The organism is Terriglobus sp. RCC_193 (assembly GCF_041355105.1).
GTDB lineage: Bacteria > Acidobacteriota > Terriglobia > Terriglobales > Acidobacteriaceae > Terriglobus.
The window spans coordinates 1,226,405-1,249,600 of record NZ_JBFUPK010000002.1; the positions used below are offsets into that span (position 1 = coordinate 1,226,405).

The window sequence follows — 23,196 nt, forward strand, 5'->3', positions numbered from 1 at the left end:
TTTCTTCTCTCTGCCTGGCCGCAGTGTGTTTCAGCATGCCGGTTGCCTCCCTTGCGCAGTATGAAAACGGCAGCGTGGTTGGAACGGTTCGTGATGCATCGGGTGCGGTGATTGCGAACGCCACGATCACGGTGACGAATCGTGCCACGGGCGTTGTAAGCACGCGTCAGTCGGACGATCACGGTGCTTATGAAGTTCCTGCTTTACGTGTGGGCCAGTACGACGTGCAGGTGACCAAGGAAGGGTTCGCCGTGGCGAATGCCACGAACATCACCGTCTCGGTTGCGGCACGCCAGCGCGTTGACCTGACTTTAGGGGTAGGTTCCACCAGCACGACAGTGGAAGTGAGTGACGTTGCATTGCGCGTGGAGACGGATACGAGCCAGCGTGGCGAAATTGTGACGCAGCATCAGACGGCGAGCCTGCCACTGGTGGGCCGTAACTACTCTGACCTTGTGGGATTGGCTCCTGGTGTTCGTCAGACGGGCAATGCGATTTCCACCACGAGTAACACGGGGCTTGTACGCGAAGGCTCATTCAATGTGAACGGTCAGCGTTCCATGTTTAATAACTATCTGCTGGACGGCATGGATAACAACGCTTACGGCGAATCCAACCAGGGTTTCAGTAACCAGATTATTCAGACGCCGCCGGATTCCGTTGCTGCCTTCCAGGTGGTGACCAACAATGAGAGTGCGGAGTATGGACGTGCGAGTGGGGCCACCATCAATGTGGCTTCGGCGCAGGGTACGAATACGTATCACGGTCGCGTGTATGAGTTCATCCGTAATACCGATCTGAATGCGATTGGGTTCTTCGCGCCTCCGGGTGGTAAGAAGCCGCAGTTTAACCGCAACCAGTTTGGTGGTAATGTTGGCGGCCGCATTGTTCGTGACCACGCGTTCTTCTTCCTGGATTACGAGGGACTGCGCCAGGTGCGTAAGCAGGTGAGCTCTGCCACGCTTCCCACGCCTACGCAGTTGAATGGCGTGTTCAGCAAGACCGTATATGACCCCTATAACAGCACAGCCTATGCTGCGGGTACGTCGATTCTTACTTCGTCGAATATCTCGCCCATTGCGCGCACGATTGCGGGCTATATCAGGAACCTGAATCCGGGCACTGCCGCTGCGTCTAACTTCACGACGCTGCAGCGTTCGAATAACCGTACCGACAAAGGCGACCTTCGTCTGGATTACGCGTTTAATCAACGCAACTCGATGTTCGTGCGACTTTCGCAGTTGAAGACAAATGCGCTGGATGCACCTGTGTTCGGCCTGCCTCTGGATGGCCAGTCAAACGGTAACCAGCGCATTATGGATCAGCAATTAGCCGCGGGTTACACGCGTGTGATTGGTGCGAACCAGTTGCTGGATGTGCGTGTGGGCATCTCAAAGACGAAGGCCGGTAAGTACTCTACTTCTATCGGGACCAATCCGGGATTCACATTTCCTGGGCTTCCGACGGATCCTACGGTTGCGGGTGGTATCCCGGGTATCGGTATTACTGGCTTTGCTGCACTGGGACGTCAGACGACGAATCCGCAGTTCCAGAATCCCGCAGTATTTAATCCAAAGGTGAATTACTCGTGGCTGCGCGGCAATCACTCGCTGAAGTTTGGTTATGAGTATCAGAAGGTTTGGATGGATGTGCAGGATACCAATCCCCTGTATGGCGGCTTCACTTTTGGTGGCGGTTACTCGCGTTATCAGAATGGTGTTGCGCAAGGTACAGCGAACAGCGATAACTACTTTGCGGATTTCCTCTTTGGGGCAACCAGCGTGTATTCGCTGTCCAGCTACTTTGTTGCAAAGCTGCGCACCAATGGAAGCTTTGCGTATGTGCAGGATGACTGGAAGGTTTCGCCTAACCTGACCATTAACGTGGGTGTGCGTTATGAGTATGTTTCGCCTTACTCGGATGCGCAGAACCGTTTGACAAACTTCGATCCGACATCAGCTGGTGCTGCTACGGGTTCTATCTCGGCATTTGTTCCTGCGACCAATGGTAATAAGTACGGCTTCAGCCCGGACTTCAACAACTTTGGACCACGTGTTGGCTTCTCATACGCACCGGATGCGAACACGACGGTGCGTGGTGGCTTTGGCATCAGCTTTGCTCACTACGACCGCGCAGGTTCGGGTAACGTACTGGCCATTAACCCGCCGAATGCGTTGTTTACCAACGCTTCGCAAGCGGCGCCGGCGGCAGGTGGAAGTGCTGCAACCTATGTTCGCTTCGATCAAGGTTTCCCGTCGACGACACTTACCTTTAACCCGATTACGGCGAACCCGAGTTATATCGATGGCAAGCGCTATCGCGATAGCTATGTGGAGAGCTACTACCTGAGCGTGCAGCGCCAGCTTGCAAAGAACACACTGCTGGATATTGCGTATGTCGGCAATCATGGTCTGAAGTTGTTGCAGCTTGCGAACTTTAACCAAAAGGACCCGAACAACAACTTTGCGCGTCCACTGCCTGCGTTTGGCGATATCACGTATCCCATCCGCGAAGCTTATTCTCACTACGATTCGATCCAGGTGAAGTATGAGCAGCAGATGGTGGCGGGGCTGACGCTGTTGAACAGCTTCACGTATGGCCATGCGCTGGATAATGCAGGTGCGTCGCTGGAGAGCAACACGCCCGCGCCGCAGGATATCCGTAATCTAGCCGCTGACTATGGCAACAGCGATTACAACCAGCCGCTGTACAACGTTACCAGCCTTGTGTATGAACTGCCGTTTGGTAAAGGGAAGCGCTACATGAGTGGTGGTGGACTTACGAATGAGCTGGTGGGTGGATGGCAGATTTCCGCAATCAACTCCGCTGCCAGCGGTTACCAGTTCAACATTACGGATACGCCCGCAGCGAACCTGCAGGTGACGGCGAGCAGTGTGCCGACGTATCGCGGTGGCAATATCTATCGCCCGAATCGCATCAATCGTTCGGCTCCGTTGTACACGCTGGATAAGAAACGCTCGACTGGAACGTCGTTGCAGTATCTGAATGTGGGTGCTTACACGCCTGCAAGCGGGCCTGTGCTGGCGATCCCAACGACCACGCCGTTCGGTAACCTTGCCCGCAATGCTGGACGGTCGCCTGCGATCAACTTCCTGAACCTTGCTATCAATAAACGGTTCGCTGTGACGGAACGCGCGAACATTGAGTTCCGCAGCGAGTTGTACAACATTTTGAATCACACTAACTTCACGACTGCGGGTGGCGTTGCAAACAGCGGCAACACGCAGACGGGTGGAACCATTACTTCAACACTCGATCCGCGTATTGTGCAGTTTGGCCTGAAGGTGATTTTCTAAGTCACTTATTACTGCTTACTGTGACAAATGTAAATGCCTTCCCAGGGGAGAAATCCTGTTCGGAAGGCATTTGCATTTGTCGCTGCGTCAGAGTGCGTTGGGGTCCTTCGCTTCGCTCAGGATGACAAGGTCTGTTTTGTTTGTCAGTGGGTCATGGAGTAGGGTGCGGTGTGGTTCTTCATGGACCATGCTGCTTTTTCCTTGGTGCTCATCACGAAGTGGAGTTCGCCTCCGGCCATCAGTTCTTCGTGGGTGAGGAAGCTGCGATCGAATGACTTGCCGTTGAGCGTGATGCTTTGTACGAAGGCGTTGGTGTCGTTCAGGTTTTCGGCGGTGATGGTGAATGTTTTGCCGTTGGGAAGATGCATGACTGCGTGATCAACAAACGGTTTGCCGAGGACGTATTCGTTGCTGGCGGGTGCTATGGGATAGAAGCCGAGCGATGTGAAGAGTAGCCATGCCGACATTTGGCCGAGGTCGTCGTTGCCGACGAGACCGTCAGGTGTGGGTTTGTATTGTGAGTCGACGATCTGCTTGAGGCGCGCTTGTGTGCGCCAGGGCTGGCCGGCATACATGTAGAGATAGGGAAGGTGATGGCTTGGCTCGTTGCCGTGGATGTACTGGCCGATCATGCCGGAGATATCTTCTACGTCGGCGTACTTTGCGGGGTCTACTTTCTGGTCGAACATGTCGTCGAGCTTTTCGACTAACTTATCCGGGCCGCCGAGTAACTTAACGAGGCCGAGTTCATCCTGCGGCTGATACCAGGAGTATTGCCATGCGTTGCCTTCGGTGAAGCCGCTGTTTGCGCCTGCCCTGGTGGGGTCGAAGGGCGTGCGGTAGTCACCGTTAGCGAGGCGCGGTTCGACGAATCCGTCTTTCGTGTTGAAGTTATTGCGCCAGTATTGTGCGCGCTTGTAGAACTCGGTGGCGATGTCTTTGCGGCCGAGTTTTTCTGCGGTCTTTGCGATGGTCCAGTCGTCGAAGGCGTATTCCACGGTCTTGGATGCGGCTTCCTGATCGTTGTCCACGGGGACATAGGCGAGCTTCATGTATGCGCCCAGGTTGCCGTAGGGCGCGTACTTTGCGGATGCGACCATTGCATCGAGTGCGGCGTTTTTGTCGAAGCCGGGAATGTCTTTTGCGATGGCATCGGCGAGGATGGGCACTGCGTGATAGCCGATCATGCACCAGGTTTCAATGCCCTGGAACTGCCACACGGGCAGGATGCCGAAGGGGCTTTCCCGCTGCGAAGCGAGCATGGAGTTGGCGAAATCGCTGGTGCGCGATGCTGGTTGCAGCAGCGTCATCAACGGCTGTTCTGCGCGATAGGTGTCCCACAACGAGAGGCTGCTGACGAAGTTGAAACCATTTGCTTTGTGGACCTGATTGTCGGGGCCGCGATAACTACCGTCGACATCCATGCTGATGGAGGGTGCAAGCAGCGTGTGATACAGCGCGGTGTACAGGCTTTTACGTGTGGCTTCTGGTGCGGTGATTTCAAGCGCGCCCAGAGCTTTTTCCCACTGCGCGGTGGCTGCGCGATGTGCGGCTTCGAAGTCGAATGCGGGAACTTCTGCGTCCATGTTGGCGATGGCGTTGTCTTCGCTGACGGGCGAGATAGCGACTTTGACCAGCACGTTGGAATGCGTTGCCTGGCCGAAGTCGAAGACGCCGATGAGACCGCGGCCCTCTATACTCTGCGTGTCTTCCGGTGTGTTGCCGGGAGTTTTGAAGCCTTTGTAATCGATGGGCATCGGTTCGCGGTTGTAGAGATGATGCCCCTTGATCGGTGCCGAGAAGCGGATGGCGAAGTAGAGTTGGCGTCCAGGCGCCCAGCCTCGTGTTTCACGCATACCCGTGATGGTGCCGTCGTTGCGTACGCGGATGCGTGACCACAGTACTTTGCCGGGATAGTTGTAGATGCTGGAGCGCAGGTCGATGAGGATGTGACGCCTGCCGGAAGGGAAGGCATAGCGATGCACCCCAACGCGCGTGGTGGCCGTGAGTTCTGCGCGGATGCCGTAGTCTTCGAGCGTTACAGCGTAGTAGCCGGGCGAGGCTTTTTCTGATGTGTGGCTGAACTTCGAGCGATAGCCGGGATGATCTGCATCGCCGGGTTCGAGGTTTACATTATCGCCGCTGATGGGTTGCAGCAGGACATCACCTAAATCCGAGTGGCCCGCGCCGGAGAAGTGCGTGTGCGAGAAGCCGAGGATGGTGGTGTCTTCATAGCGATAGCCCGCGGCCCACTTGTAACTCTGTTTGAAGGGGCGAATCTGCGTGTCGGGTGAGAGCTGCACCATGCCGAAGGGCACAGCGGCGCCGGGGAAGGTATGGCCTTCGGTGCCGGTGCCGATGAAGGGATCGACCGCAACAACGGGCGATTGCTGAGCGTGAGCCGCAGCCAGAAGAAACAGGCTGCACGCGACGAATGTGCGAAGAGATGAGAAACGCATGCCGCTACAGGGTAAACCTGTGGGTCATAAATGGAACATGGCAGAGGCAGTCAGGAGAGATGGTTCTGCATCCAACCAACGGGAGTAAGAACATGACCTTTGATCGAAAGCATTTGTTTTGTGCATTTGCCTTGGCTGCTGTAATCGTTGCGCCTTCACAGATGAATGCACAGCCTGGACACGGGGGGCCGCCGCCGGGACAGGCGAAAAAAGGAAATTATCCGCCGCCGGGGCAGGGCGGTCCAGGTCGCCAGGATTTTCGCATGGATCGGAACTATCGCGATCAGGTTGCGCGGCACTATCGTTCCGATGCGCAACGGTGGAATAATCGCAAGCGTCCTGCGTTTGCGCCGGGGTATGCGATTCCGCGCAATTATTCGATTCGTCCGGTTCCTTCGTCGTATTGGCGCGGGATGCCACCACCGCCGAGGGGATACCAGTATGGCTACTATGACGGCTACATGGTTGCCTATGATCCGACCACGCGCATCATCGCGGACGTGATGGATCTGGTGACAGCCTTCGCGCACTAACAGGATATTTGTTGCAAATGTTTGGGCTGTCTTTCGGGGCAGCCCATTCTTATTCGGGTGTGGCTAATGTGACGGCAAACCAATGTTGCTCGTCTGTCCATTGTTCCACCGGCGCATAGCTTGCGTTGTGTAGCAGCGAGGCGATGGATGTGCCGGTGAACTTATAGCTGTTTTCCGTATGGATGGTTTCGCCCTTGGCGAAGTGGAATGCTGCATTCAGCGCGGGGATACGTACCGTTTGTTCGCGCAGCGATTGCAGGTGCATTTCAATGCGTGACTGTTCTTCATTCCACAGTGCTACGTGGCGATAACGTGCGAGGTCAAAGTTGGCGCGCAGGTCGCGGTTGATGCGGCGCAGCAGATTGAGATTGAAGGCTTCAGTGATGCCATCGTGATCGTTGTATGCAGCTTCGAGCCTGCGGCGGTCCTTCACCATGTCTGTGCCCAGCAATAGCGTGTCGCCCGGCTGTAATTGACTGCGCAGATTACAAAGGATGGTAGCGGCTTCTTCCGGATCGAAGTTGCCGATGCTGCTGCCGATGTAGAGCGCCATGGTTGGACCGTTGTGCTGCGGGATCTCAAGCGCATCGGTGACGTAGTTGGCTACCTGTGGCGCTACCGTGACACCGCTTTGCACGCGTTCCATGGAGGCGCATGCTTCGGCCATCGCCGATTCGGATACGTCAATGGGAAGATATTCCGTCTGGCCCTGCCGACGCACTGCGGCATCGAGCAGGATGCCTGTTTTGGTTGCCGTTCCTGCGCCGAGTTCGAGGACGCGGAGACGACCACTGCGACCGGGATGAATTTGTTGCCATGTGCGGATGGCGGTGTCGATGATGCCGTCGGCGTAACCCGTGAAGATGGCGCGTTCGGTGCGCGTGGGGTAGTACTCCGGCAGCGTGGTGATGCGTTCAAACAGGCGTGAACCTTCCGCATCGTAAAACAGCCAAGCGGGCAGCCACTTTGGTGCGCAGGACAGGCCCTCACGTACGGCTGTGGCCACGGCATCGAGCGCGGGGTTAACAAGGGGTGGCGCGAAGCGCTCAGGGGAGGGAAGAGATGTGCTCACCGATGGTCCTATTCGTTTCGTGAAGAAAAAGGGCGTGCGAGGCGGATGCCGGAGAACTGCCAGCGTGTGCCCGGCATGAAAAAGTTGCGATAGGCGGAGCGGATGTGGCTTGCGGGTGTGGCGACGGAGCCTCCGCGAAGCACCATCTGGCTGGACATGAATTTGCCGTTGTATTCGCCGAGCGCACCGGGTAGTGGGGCGTAGCCGGGATAGCCGGTGTAGGCAGATGCGGTCCATTCCCATGCGTCGCCCATCATTTGCGTCAGGTCATTGGAGGTGGCGACCGAGGGATGGAGCCTGCCTTGTTCGAGCAAGCCAGTTGTTTCCATAGGGGCTTCGTTTGCTGCGTGTTCCCATTCGGCTTCGGTTGGGAGTCGACAACCACGCCAGCGCGCGTAGGCATCGGCTTCAAACAGGCTTACGTGGCACACCGGCGTGGCGAGCATGGTGGAAAGACCACGCCATCCACCCAGGGTGAAGATGCGCCAGCCCGTGCTGTCGTCGGTACATCGTTGCCAGTACAGCGGAGCTTCCCATCGCTCATGCTCAATGATGTCGAGACCTTCGCTGAGCCAGAGTTCGGCGCGCGTATAGGCGTTGTCATTCATGAAGGCGAGATATTCACCGCAGGTGACGAGGCGGTTTTCCAGCGCGTAGGGCTGCAGATACACGCGATGTCGCGGGGTTTCGTTGTCAAAGCAGAAGTCAAGCGGGTCTGCTTCGTTGAGGGCGTATCCGATTTCGTGCAGGCCACCTTTGAACTCAATCCAGCGCGAGGGGATCGCTTTTGCGTCTGTGGTGTTTTTTGTTTCGCGATAGATGGGGTGCAGCGGATTGGTGAAGAAGGCGTGCTTGATGTCGGTCAGCAACAACTCCAGATGCTGCTGTTCATGCTGAATGCCGAGCACGATGCGGCGCAGTGCATCGTCAGGGACGTTGTCCTGCTGCAGCAGTTGCTCGATGTGGCGGTTTACATGCGCGCGGAAGGCGACGATGGTTTCCAGAGACGGGCGCGAGAACGATGCACGCAGTTTTTTCTCAGGAATTTCATTGCCCAGGCTGCGGTAATAACTGTTGAACAGCCAATGAAAATCCGGATGGAAGGGCTGATAGCCACGGAGAAACTGCGTCAGCACGAAGGTTTCAAAGAACCAGCTTGTATGGGCCTGATGCCACTTGGTGGGGCTGGCTTCCGGGCAGGACTGCACCATCTGGTCCTCTGTGGTCAGCGTGCGGCAGGCATCTTCCGTTGCCTTCCGCGCGGCCAGAAACCGTTGCAGCAGCGTGGTTTGCACGGCGTTCGCGTTTGAGACAACAGTGGCGGCCATTTCGCATGAACCTCAGGGAAGGGATGGGGTACGTACACACATTGGGTAGAGAGGAAGATGTTGCCGCAGGTGGTTTGGATGCAGATTTGGCGCACCATGTTCTCCCTTTCCGTGGAGCTTGCGCCAGAAAAAAGTCGGAGTGGGCGAGATTCGGAGGCAGGGTAGGCGGAATCTTTTCGGATTCTCAGGCGGTGTGGCTCTATCGCCAGAGGCGCAAAGCGGCATATACTTCGGTCAAATACATCCCATGCCGTCCCGGGGCCGGGCGTTCCGGTTTTTTCAGGGATTCGGAGGGGATAGTATCAGCGAGGTGCGTCTTCCCTGAGACGTTGTACGCAGGTCATGAATCCGAAGTGACAATGGCAGCTGATAGTCCTTCCTGCGCCATAGATTTCGTCTCGCCCCGTTCGCTGTTCCGCTCCGCTCTTCATTCTGCGATCGCTTTCCTTGCACCTGCGCGATGCCGGCTGTGCCGTGTTCAGCCGCTGGCGGACGGACGGCTGGCGCCGCTATGCGACGGGTGCAGGGGGTTCCTGGAAGATTCCCGGCTTGGCCTTAGCTGCTATTTTTGTGCGGAGCCGCTGGGGTATGAGCCTTCCTATGCGGCGACCTTAACCGGAACTCTGTGTGCTCCGTGCAGGGTGACAGCCCCTGTTTTCGTTCGGGCTACGGCTTTTGGTTCTTACGAACTGATGCGGGGTACGCTGCGGCTCTTCAAATTTGGAAACGTGCGTTCGCTGGCGCGGCCCATGGGAGCGTTGCTGGCAGAGGCGATCCTGGCCCAGGCAGAGGGGATGCCGGCATCACTGCTGGTGATTCCGGTGCCGCTCTTCAGGCGTCGACGTTTGTATAACCAGAGCCACCTGCTGGCACATGCTGCGATGCGTGTGGTTCGCCGTCATCACCCGCACTGGAAGATGGAGCTGGCTCCTGGGCGCATGAAGCGCGTGCATCACAAGGAGTCGCAGTATCGTTTGTCGCCCGACGAGCGTCGCGAGAATGTGCGGGGTGCGTTTCGGGTGCGGGGCGCTGTTCGCGGACGCCATGTCCTGCTGGTGGACGATGTGTATACCACCGGCGCCACCGTAACGGAATGTACGGAAGTGTTGTTGGCCGCAGGAGCAGAGAGTGTGCGTGTGGTTACGCTTGCGCGTGCCGGTAGCCAGATTCCTGTGCTGTGGACCGCACCGACAGCAGCTATCGATAGCACGATGTACGAGTCGCACAATCGTTTTGAGAACCGATTTATCCACACTCGGCCCGCTGGTTGATCGCCGAGTGTAAAGAGACGTAAGAACGACAGGCAAGCACGAACAGATCGAATTCACCCCTTCGCAAGGAGCAGTGCTCGAGATGCATTCCGCCAAAGCCCGTAAGCAGAAGTCGCTCGCCAAGTGCCACACCCTTACTCCGCCCGGTGAGGATCCGCGTCCGCGCCGTGGAGGAACCACGTTGCAGACACCGGTGCTGGTATTGAACGCCTCCTATGAACCCATCAATATCTGTGGTGCACGTCGTGCGCTGGTGCTGGTGCTGAAAGGTGTGGCCCGCACCGAAGAGGAACAGGGACACACGCTGCACGCCGCGTGCATCCGCATACCCATGCCATCTGTGATTCGGCTGCTGGAGTATCGTCGTATTCCACACCAGACGCGTGCGCTGTCACGTAAGAACATTCTTCTGCGTGACCGGAATACATGCCAGTACTGCGGCTGTATTCTAACTGCCAGTGAACTTACGCTGGATCATGTATTGCCACGTTCGCGCGGAGGTACTTCGACGTGGGAGAACCTGGTGGCTTGCTGCCATGACTGCAATCGCCGCAAGGGGAACCAGCTCCTGCATGAGTTGCAGGACATGAAGCTGATGCGCGAGCCAAGGCCGTTCTCATTGCATACTTCGCGTCACATTATGCGGATGTTGGGATCCGGCGATGCAGCGTGGCGAAAATATTTGTACTTTGAGGCATAAAAAGTATCGAAAGTGATACCAGACAGCGCTTCTTTGTGGAGGAGTGCTGATCTTTTTGGTAAGTTCTTTCTAATATCTCCCTGTCTTCACCTAAAGACTTGCACGACACTGCCGATAAGAGCAGCAAGCTTCTTCTCTTTGATTTCTGAGTCGCGAGCTTCGCCGGGTGTGCACCGGTCACTAAGAGGTTGTGGATGTGCGCAGGGATTACTCCGTTATTACATAGTGTTTTATCGTGTGTGTTTTCCCCTCTGTGTTGTGAAATGACTTCGGTAACTGCGCATATTGTAGGCATTGTTATGTCTTCGGAATGAATGGACGTCCCATCCCCTGTCACTTAGGGTAACTCTTGCCCGGATGATTTTCCGGCAAGAGTCTTGGAGGACTGCCAAATGAAAAAGACCGTTGTTACCTCTGCCGTGATGTCGCTTTTGCTGATGCTGGGCGCTGCTTCTACCGGATCTGCAAACGCGCAGACCACCACCAAAAAGAAGGTGACCGCGACCGCCGCGTCGATCCCGCCGCCGACCTGCCCTCCGGGAGACCCGAACGGCTGCGGTATCTACGACTAAGTTTTCTTGGGCCAGCCGGTACGCTGCTCCTTGATATGCTCTTGCTCAAGGAGATTTCCCGGTGTCCACGTTCCCGCTCTACAACACGCTCAGCGCGATCGAAATTGCGCTGAGCGTTGTTGCTTTAGTGTTCCTGATTCGCGCGCGGGAATTGAAGACCTATTGGCCCATGCTGATCGTCAGCAACTGGCAGACGATTCCCTTTTTTACGTTTGAGTGGCTGCGGGCACACGGGCGTGAGCATGGCATCAGCGCAAAAATCGCCTACATTATCTATTTCTATTCCTTCTGGATATGCTTTGCTCTGCAGGCTCTGTTTGCGGTGCTGATGACCTATTTCGTGTTGCGTGAGGCCATGCGCCCTTTGAAAGGGCTTCAACAGCTTGGCAACATCGTGTATCTATGGATTCTTGCCATCACTATATTTTTGGCATTTGACGCATCCCATACGACCTATGTGCATGGCGAACACGTTATGGTGGGGCTGGTGAGCGAGCTGCAGCGTATCAGCGGAACGATTACCATCAGCCTGGTAATCTTCGTTTGTCTTGCCATTCGTCCCATGGGGCTTTCCCTACGTAGCCGAGTCTTTGGCACGAGCTTCGGCCTGGCGCTGACGTCGCTGATGAATACGCTGCAGGCCCCTTACTTCTTCCAGACTCACTATCTGTATCGTCCCTACGCAATCGTGCAAATTGTATCCAACTGTGTGGCAGAGTTGATCTGGATCTGGTATTTCAGCCACCCCGAGCCGAAGCGTAAGTTTGTGCTGCTTTCCACGACTTCGCCGTTCCATGCGTGGAACCGCATCGCGGAGCAGTTTGGTGCGGAGCCGGGTTATGTTGCCATTGGGGGAGTTCCGCCGGATGCCTTTGCCGCGGCTGAGATCGAGATATTTCATCGCGCGTCGGCGAAGATGAATACTTCGGAGGAGAAGGAAAAATAAGCTGCGGACTTGTTTCCTGCGGATGGATCTACGGGCTACTTCTGCCGCTGGATGAGAAGTGGCTTTCCGGTGAATTGTAGCGAGGGAGAAGAATGCAGGTCCTTCAGCTTCGCTTCGCTTCGTTCAGGATGACGAACTTCGACCGTTTGAGCTTCGCTGGATGACGGTCTTCGACTGTAGGAGCTTCGCTGGTTCACGCTTTCGCGTGAATGGAGCGGCTTTGCCGCTCGGCCCAGGTTAGCTTCGCGAACCTGGGGCACCCGGTTTTTGGGTGCTGGTTTGTTTTGGGTTTCCTGGTGCGTTGTAGAGGGTTGAGAGGAATGCAGGTCCTTCAGCTCCGCTTCGCTTCGTTCAGGATGACGAACTTCGTTCGTATGAGCTTCGCTGGATGACGGTCTTCGACCGTAGGAGCTTCGCTGGTGCGTTGCTTTCTTGATAAGAGGTTTGTGTAGCCTGCCAACGACAGGCAAGTCTGTGGTGATCGTCGGAACAGATCGTGTAAGCAGAAGGGCCACCCTTTGCGGGTGGCCCTTGCTGATGTTGCGTGGAGACGAGAGTTACTCGCGCTCCGAGCGCTTCCAGTTGATGAGGTCGCCCAGCGTGGTGCTGGAGGACGAGTTGCTGGAGGTGTTGGAGGAAGGAGTCTTGTAGCTCTCCACCTCTTCGCGGCTGGCTTCTTCGCCGATGCCGCGGAGGCTGAGGCCAACCTTCTTCTCGTCGGGGCTCATCTTCACGATCTTGAACTCGTGCTCAGAACCAACCTGGAGTTCCGCCTGCTTGCCGGTCTCGTCCACTGCTTCGGAGACGTGGCACAGACCCTCAACACCCTCAGCGATCTCAACGAAGGCGCCGAACTGTGCCGTACGGAGTACCTTGCCCTTGACCACATCGCCCACGCGGTGCTGCGCGAAGAAGGTATCCCATACATCGGGCTCGAGCTGCTTGACGCCGAGGCTCAGGCGACGGTTCTCCGGCTCAACACCGAGAACAACAGCCTTGACCTTCTCGCCCTTCTTCAGGACTTCCGAGGGGTGCTTGATGCGCTTGGTCCAGCTCAGGTTCGAAACGTGCACCAGACCGTCGATGCCGTCTTCGATCTCGATGAACGCGCCGAAGTCGGTCAGGTTGCGTACGCGACCTTCAACCGTTGCGCCGGTGGGGTACTTGTTCTCCAGCTGCTCCCACGGATTGTCCTGCAGCTGCTTCATGCCAAGCGAGATGCGGCGATCGTTCGGGTTTACCTGGAGGATGATGGTGTCGACCTCGTCGCCGGGCTTGACCATCTTCGACGGGTGCTTCATGCGCTTGGACCAGGTCATCTCCGAGACGTGGACCAGGCCTTCGATGCCCTGCTCCAGCTCGACGAATGCGCCGTAGTCGGTCACGGACAGAACGCGGCCCTTCACCTGTGCGCCGATGGGGTAACGCTCGGTGGCGTCCAGCCACGGATCAGGCGTGAGCTGCTTGAAGCCGAGGGAAACGCGGTGCTTATCCTTGTCGAACTTGAGGACCTTCACCTGAATCTCGTCACCAACCTGCACGAGATCGCGCGGATGGGTGAGTCGACCCCAGCTCATGTCGGTGATGTGGAGCAGGCCGTCAAGGCCGCCCAGCTCAACGAATGCGCCGTAGTCGGTCAGGTTCTTCACCACGCCGGTCAGCACGGTGCCCTCTTCGAGGGTCTCCAGCGTAACGGACTTCTTGGCGTTCTGCTCTTCCTCAAGGATTTCCTTGCGGGAGATGACCACGTTGCCGCGCTTCTTGTTCAGCTTGATGACGCGAACGTCGAGCTGCTGGCCGAGGTAGGTGTCCAGGTTGCGGACGGGGCGAATCTCCACCTGAGAGCCGGGGAGGAACGCCTTTACGCCGATGTCGACGGTGAGGCCACCCTTAACGCGGGACAGGACCGTGCCGGTTACCGGGGTCTTGTCTGCGGCGGCCTTCTCGAGCTGATCCCACAGACGATGGCGCTGTGCCTTCTCGTAAGAAACGAGATATCCACCTTCGGACTCCTCGCGCTCCACAACAACTTCCACTGCATCGCCTACGGCCAGCTTCGGCTCGCCGGTGTGATCCAGTACCTGCTCCTTCGGAATGAGACCCTCGGACTTGAGTCCGATGTCGACAACAACATGCTTGTCGGTGATCTTCACCACGGTGCCGGTGATGACCTTGTCCTCTTCCATAGCGGAACTGGCAGCGGCCTTCTCTTCGGCCTGCTCACGGTCAAAATTTTCGAGCGCTGCCGCAAAGTCGGCTGCATCGTAATCGATGTCGTCAGGACCGTCTTCAGCGGGAGTGGTGGTTTCGGGAGCGGGCGTAACCAGGTGGGTTGCGCCTACGGTTTCTTCGTTCTGGTTGTCAGGAGTGGTGGTTTCGGTCGGCATGGTTTCCAGTTGGGTGCTCAGGGGTTTGCTCTCAGTTTCAGAATTTAGCGAGGAGTGGCGTTCGGGTAGCCACTCAGCTATTGACGCTCCGCAGTGCCTTTAGGATTCAGGGGCCACTACCGGCAGTGCGCTGAAACGTGTTTCGACGTGTGAGTAGACGACGCGGGAGCGCCGGCTGGTTGAAACCGCAAGAGCGAATTGTCCAAGGTAGCCCGCGCAATCCTGAGGCGCCAGAGCTTGCTATAAGTATAGGACTCAGAAAGCCTGTGGGTCAATGAAATCAAGCCTCTCAAGACAAGCGCCAGAAACTGCCAGAGAGGATAACGTGGGGAGAGGAGGCCGGATTGCCAGAGAAATCAGGGGGGTCTGGCAGGGAGCTGTCATCCCCCACCGATTCGCGTTTTCCCGTCGCCGGGGCAGAATTTACTGGAAAAACACTCTCCATCGGCATCGACGCAACTTGCTGCGGGCCGGGGGGGGTCCGGGAAGAACCACATAAAAGAGGCCTTCGCGGCACCATGCACGTCCAATCCGTTGTGAGGTTCGCCATGCGTCGATTCATCCGTGTTGTCCTGGCTGCTGCCCTGCTTTCTGTTACGACCGCCTGTTTCGCGGTGGATCGCGGCACATTCCCGGTGCCCAAGGTGGATGCAACCCGGGCACCGGGCAAGCTGCAGACCGCAGTCTTTGCAGGCGGCTGCTTCTGGGGAACGCAGAGTGTGTTTGAGCGTGTGAAGGGCGTGAAGAAAACGGTTGTGGGGTATGCCGGCGGTAAGGCATCCACCGCAACCTACGATCAGGTGACGACTGAGACCACGGGGCATGCCGAAAGCGTGGAGGTGCAGTACGATCCCGCCGTGATCACCTACGGCGAGCTGTTACGCATCTTCTTCTCCGTCGCACATGACCCAACGGAACTCAACCGGCAAGGGCCGGATGTGGGGACGTCCTATCGTTCTGCCATCTTTTTCATGACGCCGGAACAGCAGCAGATTGCCCAGGCATATATTGCGCAACTGGACGCTGCGCATATCTTCAAAGCGAAGATTGTCACCGAAGTGACACCGCTGAAAGGCTTCTACCGCGGAGAGGATTATCACCAGGATTACGCGCTGAAGAACCCCAACAACCCGTACATCCTGGTGTGTGACCGTCCTAAGATCAGCGCGTTGAAGAAGCAGTATCCAGACCTGTTCGTGGAATATCACGGGCAGTAAGCGATTCCTCTGACCAGCGAGTCATTTTCTCGGTCGCGCAGACATACATGGTGATAGGCTCTTCCCACACCATGCGAGCTACATTTTGTAGCCGTAAAGGAGAGCCTTCCCACCATGCGACTTTCTCTTGCAGTGCTTTTCTCCGCCCTGATCCCTTTTGCTGCCGGCGCACAGGAGAGCCCGATCACGCTGCGGACAGAAGTGCGCCTGACCACTGTCGATGTTGTGGTGCTGGACAAAAAAGGTGTGCCCGTCTCCGGCTTGACGAAGGAGGATTTCGCTGTCCTCGAGAACAAGCAGCCGCAGACCATCCGCAACTTTGAAGAGCATGTGGGAGGTCCTACGGTCTACGATGCTCCTCGCCCCGGTGTGTTTACCAACGCGACAGCCGCGCGCGGAGGAGTCAGCAATGTGCTGCTGATCGACTGGCTGAATACGCCGCCTGCAGATCAGCAGTTCATGCGCGACCAGCTTGTGAAGTTTGTAATGACACAGCCAGCCGGAACGCGCACCGCAATTTTTTCCATGGGCACGAAGGTAACGCTGCTGCAGGATTTCACCGCCGACCCGCGTGTGCTGCAGGAAGCGCTCAGAACGTTGGGGACGAAGTTTTCGCCCCTGATATCGAAGTACACCAGCCCGGCCAACCAGAATATGGTTGCGATGGAAACCCTGTATGAGTCGGCCAGCGATCCCTCCATACAGGCCATCATTGCGGGTCTGATGCAGGTGGCCAACGATAGAAACACACGCCAGTCCTCCGTCGTCACGCGCAATAACGCGCTCTACACCATGCAGTGCCTGCACGACGTGGCGCAGTATCTTACCGGCGTAAATGGACGCAAGAACCTTCTCTGGGTTTCCGGTTCGTTCCCCGCATTCATCCAGCGCGACGTGCAGACAACCGGCAATCCCTTCGTTGGAAATGAATCGATGGACCGCGAGATGCGAGCCACACAAAACCTGTTGGCAAGCGGCCAGATTGCCCTGTATCCCATAGATCCCAGGGGCGTTCCGGTACCCCCGTCGCAACTGCCTGACTCTGACGACATCACCACCAGTCTGGCCGCACAACGGCGTATGACGGGCAGCAATAGCGCCTCGCCCAAAAACACGGACTATTACCAAAGCCAGTTTGCGGAACACGCCGCCATGGAAGAGTTGGCAGATGCCACCGGAGGCAAAGCCTTCTTCAACACAAACGATATCGCTGGCGCCATGCACCAGGCAGTGGATGACGGTTCACGCTTCTACACCTTGAGCTATACGCCGCCGTCCGGCGTAAAGCCGGACCAGTTCCGCGATATTGCCGTCACTGTCAAAGGCAAAGGTCTTCATCTGGCTTATCGCCGTGGTTACTATGCTCTAAAGTCCACCGACGGTAAACCAGTTGCTCTCAATACCGCAAAGACCTCACGCGCCATGCAGCCCATGGCGCCGCAAAGCAGCGAAGTGCTCTTTCAGCTTGAAGTATCAAAACCTGCGGTGAATGTTGAAAGCGCAAAGGTGATTGGTGCGCCGGTCTTTGAAGCGCTGCCGCATGGCATGTATCAGTTGAATGCGCTGGTGGACTTTTCGACCTTGCAGTTCTCACCCGATACCGATGGAAAAATGCACGGCGTGGTGGATGTTGCCACTGTGATCTATGACAAGAACGGTAAGGTGCTGGACTCTCGCAGCGACCGTGCCACGCTTGCACTGGACGACGCGCGTTATCAGGCCATGCGGAAGACCGGCATGCGTTATCACCAGGTGATTGCGCTGCCGGACAAGGGTGATGGCTATGTGCGCGTTGCCGTGCATGATGCCACGACAGACAAGCTGGGCACGGTACAGATCAGTATGGCCAACCTGCGCGAATCCGGCGTGAAATCCAAACCGTAGCCGCAACCTCTGCTACTCTGCTGCCATGCTTGATGTCCATGCCCCGGAGCACCCCATCCACGGAGTGCGAGAGTTCCTGATCCATCTGTTCACCATCACCGTGGGCCTGCTCATCGCGCTTGGGCTTGAGAACATGGTGGAGTGGCGACATCACGTCCATCTGAAGCATCAGGCGGAAGAAACCATGCGCCTGGAGATCCGAGCCAATCAGAAAGATCTTCAGGAAGTGGTTGCCGCCATTCCGCACGAACAGGAATCGCTCAAGCAGATTGAGGCCTTCTTACAGGCGCGCGTCGCCGGCAAGACACCGGAAGTACATAGCCTGCAGACCGGCATGATGCAGGCAACACCGCAGAATGCAGCATGGCAGACGGCATCCGCCACCGGAGCCCTCAGTTTCATGGATTACGACGAGGTTCAGCGCTTTTCTTCAGCATATGAATTGCAGGCGAAGTTCGAACGCTTTGAAGATGCATCCTTGTCACCCATCCTGGGCATCATGGCCTCGCTTGCCACCACAGACAAGCCGGAAACCATGACACCAAGGCAGGCGGAAGATGCACTGAAAGACGTCCACCTGGCCATGGCCCATCTGTACGCAACCAAGGGGCTGGCCAACGACGTGAATAAGATCTACAACGAAGCCCTGAAAGAAAAATAAGCAGCTACCGAGCCAGCCAGTAAGGTTCGCCTGCCGGGATGAAATCCACGCGCATGCCGGGCATGGTCTTGCGCAACCAGTTCGCAAAGTTATCCATGCCAGGTTCTTCGCTGGTGTAATGCCCCATCAGGATCAACGCCTTGTGTCGTCCCTGCTGCTGTGCATCCCACGCGTATGCGATTGTCTCCCACTCGGGAATCTCGCCGCCAATGAGCACCTCCACATCATCGCGTTCCAGGGCCGCAATCTGCGGTGCGGGGCCGGGAGCTCCCGGTGCATAGGCAATCTTCGTCACCTTCAGATTCGGATCACCAATCACACGCACCACCTTTGCGCCCGTCTTCGCACGCAACGCATCGGCGAGCGCACGCACCGTTGTGGGTGTTGTCGTGTACAGCATTGGCTCACGCGGATTGCGCTGCGCAGATGTCCATCCCGCCTTCTGCTTCCAGCCTTCCATGATGAAGTCGGGCTGATGCATATGCGCGCCATCATGCCAGCGGAAGACCACCAGCTTATGATCCTGGATGTACTTCAGCTTCTCCTGGTACACGGGGTCGTTCTTGACCAGCGTGTCCTGATCCAGGTGGTTGTAAAACGTGGGTTCATGCGTGATGACAAGGTTGTCGTGCGCGGCAACTGCCTTGCGCAACACATCCATCGTGGGCGTGATGGTCGTCGCAACACCGGTGACTATCGTCTGCGGATCACCCGCCTTGATGGTGTCCACAGTATTGGGTCCCGGCACAATCCCCGCGGCTTCGCGCATCTTTGCGATGAACTGTTCCGCGGTGAGCGACTGCTGCGCATACATGCCCGTGGAAGCCAATAACAGCGCCACTAACCACGATTGTTTTCTCAGTGAATGCATCACTACGTGTCTCCCATTGCCGGAAGCATGTTACTGCATATGCTGCAGCGCTTTCAGGTACGCTTCGTTTTCCGCCTTGTAGATGGTCTGCAGATCACGCTCGCCGTGCACCGCCTGCTCTGCAATCGCGTGAATCGTGGCAAAGTTAAGCGCAATGCTGCGCGCCTGATTCTGCTGCGCCGCCAACGCGGCCATGTAACGACGCACATCATCCGGCGTTGCATCCTTCCATGTATTTTCAGTTGCGCCCGGCATACCGAAGCGTGCCGAGAATTCATTCAGGCTGCTGCCCGCCTCATCCAGCACGTTAAACGCTGTCGTCAGATTCTGAATAGGACCATCCACCTCGGAAAAGACACGAATCTCATCCTCGGACAGCAGCGCCAGTCGGCCACTTGCCTTTGCCGCCTGATAGGAGGGATCGTTCGGCTGATCCCAATCCGCCACGCCCGGCACCGCCGGCAATTCCGGTATTGCAGTGTGGCGCAGAAACGCATCCTGCGTCTGCCGAATCACGCGAGCGTCGCGCATGACCATCGCCTCGTAATAACGCTGCGCACCTTCAGCGTTTGTCGCGATGATCTCCAGATCGCGCTGAATGCCTTCGCGCACTTCATGCCGCTGATGCCGACGGTGCAGCCACTCCGCGCTCTGCTCAAACGAAAGAGCAATCAGCAGGCCAAGCACAACAATACCCATGTGAATGAAAAACTGTCGCCAGGTCATCACCGGCTCTTCCGGCACATGCACTTCCATTTGCTTGCGGGCTCCTCATGAAACGGGGATTCTCAGATTCAAGATACGCGATGGCGTTTCCGATACACTCCCGTGTATGAAAAGTAGACTCATCGGCGCTATGTCATGTGCGCTTCTGGCTCTTGGGGGATGCAGTGCAACAAGTGTTGTTGCGGGCCAGCGATTTACATTGGTGAACGATCCCTCTGGAATTTCAGACAAGATTCCCAACGGCGCATTGGCCCTGGATACGCGAACCGGACAACTCTGCTACACGATCAGTGGAAACTTCACGGGAGCGCCCGCGCTGCCCATGTGCAGTGATCTGGCGCAAAAGAACCATGAATAGCAGAAGGCCCGGATCGCTCCGGGCCTTCTGCTGTTTGCGATGCTTTGTTTATGCCTTGCCTGCCAACTGACGCAGCACATACTGCAGGATGCCGCCGTGCTGGTAGTAAAGGATTTCCTGCGGCGTGTCGATGCGGACGGTTGCCGGAATGTGCAGCACAGTGCCGTCAGCCGTCTTCGCTTCCACGGTGATCTGTTTGCCGTTGGCAAACTTTGCGTCCAGCATGTTCTTCAATCCGGGTACGCTGTAGACTTCTTCGCCGGTCAGGCCCAGCGATTCCACGTTGTCACCGTCCTGGAACTGCAGCGGCAGGATGCCCATGCCTACCAGGTTGGAGCGGTGGATGCGCTCGTAGCTTTCCGCAAGGACAAAGCGAATGCCCAGCAGACGCGGTCCCTTCGCAGCCCAATCGCGGCTGGAGCCAGAGCCGTATTCCTTGCCAGCAAGGATGGCCAGCGGCGTGTTGCGCTTTGCGTATTCGACCGACGCATCATAGATGCTCATGCCGGTGCCTTCCGGCAGCAGACGCGTTACGCCGCCTTCTGTTCCCGGCGCCAGCTTGTTGCGCAGACGAACGTTGGCAAAGGTGCCACGCACCATCACCTCATGATTGCCGCGACGCGAACCGTAGCTGTTGAAGTCCGCAGGCTTCACACCGTTCTCCGTCAGATACTTGCCTGCGGGGCCGTTCAGCTTGATGGAGCCAGCGGGTGAGATGTGGTCTGTGGTGACCGAATCACCCAGCACCGCAAGCACGCGCGCATCGTGAATATCCGTTACCGGCGCGGGCGTGGCAGGCATACCGTCAAAGTACGGCGCCTTGCGAATGTAGGTGGAGTCCGCCTCCCATCCATACACATCGCCCAGCGGGAACTTCAGCGCCTGCCAATTATGATCGCCGTCACTGACAGTCGCGTACTGCTTGCGGAACATCTCCGCATCGATGCTGTCGTTCACGGTTTTGTTGACTTCTTCCTGCGTTGGCCAGATGTCCTTGAGGAAGACATCGCTGCCATCCTTGCCCTTGCCGATGGGTTCGTTATCGAAATCGAAATCAATGCGGCCAGCCAGCGCATACGCAACCACCAGCGGTGGCGACATGAGGTAATTCGCACGCACATCCGAGTTGATGCGGCCTTCAAAGTTACGATTGCCGGAGAGTACGCTGACCGCAACCAGCCCATGTTCTTCAATGGACTTCGAAACATCGGCAGGCAGCGGGCCGGAGTTGCCGATGCAGGTGGTGCAGCCATAGCCCACGGTGTTGAAGCGTAACGCGTCCAGGTACTTCTGCAGATCGGCCTTGTTGTAGTAATCCGTGACAACACGTGAGCCTGGCGCGAGCGATGTCTTCACCCAGGGCGGCGTCTTCAGGCCCTTTTCGACAGCCTTCTTTGCCAGCAAACCAGCGGCCAGCATCACGTACGGATTCGATGTGTTGGTGCAGGACGTGATCGCAGCAATCACGATGCTGCCGTGGTGCAGATACGGATCGACGTCGATACCAAAGCGATCCTTGATCGACGGAATCGGCTCGCTGCCCTCCTTGCCCGGCTCTGCTGCACCGACTGTGGATTCAAGGGAACCGTCCGCGGAAACGTGGCCGCCCTCACCCTGCCAACGCACAATCTGGCGATCGCCCTTCGTGTTCGCATTGGGGCCATAGAGCGACGGCAGTTGCTTCGTGAACGATGCCGCAGTCTGCGACAGAGCCACGCGATCCTGCGGACGCTTCGGTCCGGCAACGCTCGGTTCCACGGTTGCCAGGTCCAACTCAAGCGTGCTGCTGTACTGCGCTTCCGGCGCGTCCGCAGTGTGGAACATGCCCTGTGCGCGGTAGTAGTCCTCAACCAGCTTCACCTGCTCATCCGTGCGGCCGGTCAGGCGCAGATACGCCAGCGTTTCCGCATCGACGGGGAAGATGCCGCACGTTGCGCCATACTCCGGAGCCATGTTCGCAATCGTTGCGCGATCCGCCAGTGGCAGCTCGCTGATGCCGCTGCCGAAGAACTCCACAAACTTGCCGACGACACCATGCTTGCGCAGCATTTCGGTCACAGTCAGAACAAGGTCGGTGGCCGTGGTGCCCTGCTTCAGCTTGCCCGTCAGGCGGAAGCCAACCACCTGCGGCACCAGCATGGACACAGGCTGGCCCAGCATCGCGGCCTCGGCTTCAATGCCGCCAACACCCCAACCCAGAACGCCCAGGCCGTTGACCATTGTCGTGTGCGAATCGGTGCCGACGCAGGTGTCGGGATACGCTTCATCGCCCGGCGTGGTGAACACCACACGAGCGAGATATTCGAGATTGACCTGATGGCAGATACCCATGCCCGGCGGCACCGCGCTGAAATTGTTGAATGCGCTCTGTCCCCACTTCAGAAAGGCGTATCGCTCGCGGTTGCGCTGAAACTCCAATAGCGAGTTGATGTCATACGCGTTCTTCAAGCCGTACTCATCCACCTGCACCGAATGGTCGATGACCAGCTCCGCCGGGATCAGCGGATTGATCTTTTCCGCATCGCCGCCCAGCGCCTTCATGGCGTCGCGCATGGCGCCGAGGTCGACAATTGCCGGAACGCCGGTGAAGTCCTGCATCAGCACGCGCGCAGGCATGTATGCAATTTCGCGCGAAGGCTCTGCGTTGGGCTGCCACTTGGCCAGAAACTCGATATCGTCGGCGGTCACAGTCACGCCGTCTTCGCGGCGCAGCAGATTTTCCAGCAGAACACGCAGCGAGAAGGGCAGGCGCGCCAGTTCAACGCCCTTTTCTGCGAGCGAATCCAGACGGTAGTAGGTGTAGCTTTTGCCGCCGGAGGTAAGGGTGGCGCGGCTTGCGAAGGTATTCAGCGAAGTGCTCATGGTTCAGTCCTCAATCGCGCCTGTGCAAAGGC

The 23,196-nt window shown here is 57.3% G+C and carries 17 protein-coding genes; 10 read left to right on the forward strand and 7 right to left on the reverse strand.

What is annotated here, in order from left to right; translation table 11 throughout:
• Positions 1-35: 35 nt before the first annotated feature.
• Positions 36-3,317, forward strand: coding sequence for a carboxypeptidase regulatory-like domain-containing protein (locus AB6729_RS13850; RefSeq protein WP_371082212.1), 3,282 nt, complete (start codon positions 36-38; stop codon positions 3,315-3,317).
• A gap of 143 nt (positions 3,318-3,460) precedes the next feature.
• Here the strand turns inward: AB6729_RS13850 and AB6729_RS13855 are convergent, their stop codons facing one another.
• The gene (locus AB6729_RS13855; protein ID WP_371082213.1) at positions 3,461-5,776 is read right to left on the reverse strand and encodes a GH92 family glycosyl hydrolase; all 2,316 of its coding nucleotides are present in this window, start codon (positions 5,774-5,776) and stop codon (positions 3,461-3,463) included.
• 131 nt (positions 5,777-5,907) lie between these two features.
• Here AB6729_RS13855 and AB6729_RS13860 point away from each other — a divergent pair, with 131 nt between their 5' ends.
• Positions 5,908-6,309, forward strand: a complete 402-nt coding sequence (locus AB6729_RS13860) for a hypothetical protein (RefSeq protein WP_371082214.1) — start codon at positions 5,908-5,910, stop codon at positions 6,307-6,309.
• A 49-nt stretch (positions 6,310-6,358) separates the two neighbouring features.
• On the opposite strand, the gene egtD is transcribed toward AB6729_RS13860, so the two are convergent.
• The gene (gene egtD, locus AB6729_RS13865; RefSeq protein ID WP_371082215.1) at positions 6,359-7,381 is read right to left on the reverse strand and encodes an L-histidine N(alpha)-methyltransferase; all 1,023 of its coding nucleotides are present in this window, start codon (positions 7,379-7,381) and stop codon (positions 6,359-6,361) included.
• 8 nt (positions 7,382-7,389) lie between these two features.
• A complete protein-coding gene (gene egtB, locus AB6729_RS13870) occupies positions 7,390-8,709 on the reverse strand; it encodes an ergothioneine biosynthesis protein EgtB (RefSeq protein ID WP_371082216.1) in 1,320 nt (439 codons plus the stop codon).
• Positions 8,710-9,437: 728 nt separating this feature from the next.
• Between egtB and AB6729_RS13875 the strand changes: the two genes are divergently transcribed.
• From AB6729_RS13875 to AB6729_RS13890, 4 genes are all read left to right on the forward strand, one after another.
• Entirely contained in the window at positions 9,438-9,980 is a 543-nt protein-coding gene (locus AB6729_RS13875) for a ComF family protein (RefSeq protein ID WP_371082217.1), read from the forward strand.
• A gap of 82 nt (positions 9,981-10,062) precedes the next feature.
• Positions 10,063-10,680, forward strand: a complete 618-nt coding sequence (locus AB6729_RS13880; RefSeq protein ID WP_371082218.1) for an HNH endonuclease — start codon at positions 10,063-10,065, stop codon at positions 10,678-10,680.
• Between the two features lie 392 nt (positions 10,681-11,072).
• Positions 11,073-11,252: a hypothetical protein gene (locus tag AB6729_RS13885; RefSeq protein WP_371082219.1), complete on the forward strand. Its 180-nt coding sequence runs from the start codon at positions 11,073-11,075 to the stop codon at positions 11,250-11,252.
• A 61-nt stretch (positions 11,253-11,313) separates the two neighbouring features.
• The gene (locus AB6729_RS13890; RefSeq protein ID WP_371082220.1) at positions 11,314-12,198 is read left to right on the forward strand and encodes a hypothetical protein; all 885 of its coding nucleotides are present in this window, start codon (positions 11,314-11,316) and stop codon (positions 12,196-12,198) included.
• Between the two features lie 557 nt (positions 12,199-12,755).
• Here the strand turns inward: AB6729_RS13890 and AB6729_RS13895 are convergent.
• Positions 12,756-14,585 (reverse strand): 30S ribosomal protein S1, encoded by a 1,830-nt coding sequence (locus tag AB6729_RS13895; protein WP_371082221.1) that lies wholly within the window; start codon positions 14,583-14,585, stop codon positions 12,756-12,758.
• Between the two features lie 548 nt (positions 14,586-15,133).
• Here AB6729_RS13895 and msrA point away from each other — a divergent pair.
• From msrA to AB6729_RS13910, 3 genes are all read left to right on the forward strand, one after another.
• Entirely contained in the window at positions 15,134-15,802 is a 669-nt protein-coding gene (gene msrA / locus AB6729_RS13900) for a peptide-methionine (S)-S-oxide reductase MsrA (RefSeq protein WP_371082222.1), read from the forward strand.
• 114 nt (positions 15,803-15,916) lie between these two features.
• The gene (locus AB6729_RS13905) at positions 15,917-17,686 is read left to right on the forward strand and encodes a VWA domain-containing protein (RefSeq protein WP_371082223.1); all 1,770 of its coding nucleotides are present in this window, start codon (positions 15,917-15,919) and stop codon (positions 17,684-17,686) included.
• Positions 17,687-17,711: 25 nt separating this feature from the next.
• Complete coding sequence (locus tag AB6729_RS13910; protein ID WP_371082224.1) at positions 17,712-18,347, forward strand: hypothetical protein; 636 nt, start codon at positions 17,712-17,714, stop codon at positions 18,345-18,347.
• Positions 18,348-18,351: 4 nt separating this feature from the next.
• On the opposite strand, the gene AB6729_RS13915 is transcribed toward AB6729_RS13910, so the two are convergent.
• Both AB6729_RS13915 and AB6729_RS13920 read right to left on the reverse strand, forming a co-directional pair.
• Positions 18,352-19,218 carry a Nif3-like dinuclear metal center hexameric protein gene (locus tag AB6729_RS13915; RefSeq protein ID WP_371082225.1) on the reverse strand — a complete coding sequence of 289 codons (867 nt, stop codon included), beginning with the start codon at positions 19,216-19,218 and terminating at the stop codon, positions 18,352-18,354.
• A 30-nt stretch (positions 19,219-19,248) separates the two neighbouring features.
• Entirely contained in the window at positions 19,249-19,974 is a 726-nt protein-coding gene (locus AB6729_RS13920; protein WP_371082226.1) for a hypothetical protein, read from the reverse strand.
• 100 nt (positions 19,975-20,074) lie between these two features.
• Between AB6729_RS13920 and AB6729_RS13925 the strand changes: the two genes are divergently transcribed.
• Positions 20,075-20,302, forward strand: a complete 228-nt coding sequence (locus AB6729_RS13925; RefSeq protein WP_371082227.1) for a hypothetical protein — start codon at positions 20,075-20,077, stop codon at positions 20,300-20,302.
• Between the two features lie 48 nt (positions 20,303-20,350).
• Here AB6729_RS13925 and AB6729_RS13930 read toward each other — a convergent pair whose 3' ends face one another.
• Complete coding sequence (locus AB6729_RS13930; protein WP_371082228.1) at positions 20,351-23,164, reverse strand: aconitate hydratase; 2,814 nt, start codon at positions 23,162-23,164, stop codon at positions 20,351-20,353.
• Positions 23,165-23,196: the final 32 nt, after the last annotated feature.

What these genes read in the sequence shown, in the direction of transcription:
- AB6729_RS13920 (WP_371082226.1), bottom strand. Translation starts at nt 19,974, where the DNA reads ATGGAAGTGCATGTGCCGGAAGAGCCGGTGATGACCTGGCGACAGTTT.
- AB6729_RS13880 (WP_371082218.1), top strand. Translation starts at nt 10,063, where the DNA reads ATGCATTCCGCCAAAGCCCGTAAGCAGAAGTCGCTCGCCAAGTGCCAC.
- AB6729_RS13850 (WP_371082212.1), top strand. Translation starts at nt 36, where the DNA reads ATGCCGGTTGCCTCCCTTGCGCAGTATGAAAACGGCAGCGTGGTTGGA.
- AB6729_RS13885 (WP_371082219.1), top strand. Translation starts at nt 11,073, where the DNA reads ATGAAAAAGACCGTTGTTACCTCTGCCGTGATGTCGCTTTTGCTGATG.
- egtB (WP_371082216.1), bottom strand. Translation starts at nt 8,709, where the DNA reads ATGGCCGCCACTGTTGTCTCAAACGCGAACGCCGTGCAAACCACGCTG.
- AB6729_RS13855 (WP_371082213.1), bottom strand. Translation starts at nt 5,776, where the DNA reads ATGCGTTTCTCATCTCTTCGCACATTCGTCGCGTGCAGCCTGTTTCTT.
- AB6729_RS13910 (WP_371082224.1), top strand. Translation starts at nt 17,712, where the DNA reads ATGCTTGATGTCCATGCCCCGGAGCACCCCATCCACGGAGTGCGAGAG.
- msrA (WP_371082222.1), top strand. Translation starts at nt 15,134, where the DNA reads ATGCGTCGATTCATCCGTGTTGTCCTGGCTGCTGCCCTGCTTTCTGTT.
- AB6729_RS13930 (WP_371082228.1), bottom strand. Translation starts at nt 23,164, where the DNA reads ATGAGCACTTCGCTGAATACCTTCGCAAGCCGCGCCACCCTTACCTCC.
- AB6729_RS13925 (WP_371082227.1), top strand. Translation starts at nt 20,075, where the DNA reads ATGTCATGTGCGCTTCTGGCTCTTGGGGGATGCAGTGCAACAAGTGTT.
- AB6729_RS13895 (WP_371082221.1), bottom strand. Translation starts at nt 14,585, where the DNA reads ATGCCGACCGAAACCACCACTCCTGACAACCAGAACGAAGAAACCGTA.
- AB6729_RS13915 (WP_371082225.1), bottom strand. Translation starts at nt 19,218, where the DNA reads ATGCATTCACTGAGAAAACAATCGTGGTTAGTGGCGCTGTTATTGGCT.
- AB6729_RS13905 (WP_371082223.1), top strand. Translation starts at nt 15,917, where the DNA reads ATGCGACTTTCTCTTGCAGTGCTTTTCTCCGCCCTGATCCCTTTTGCT.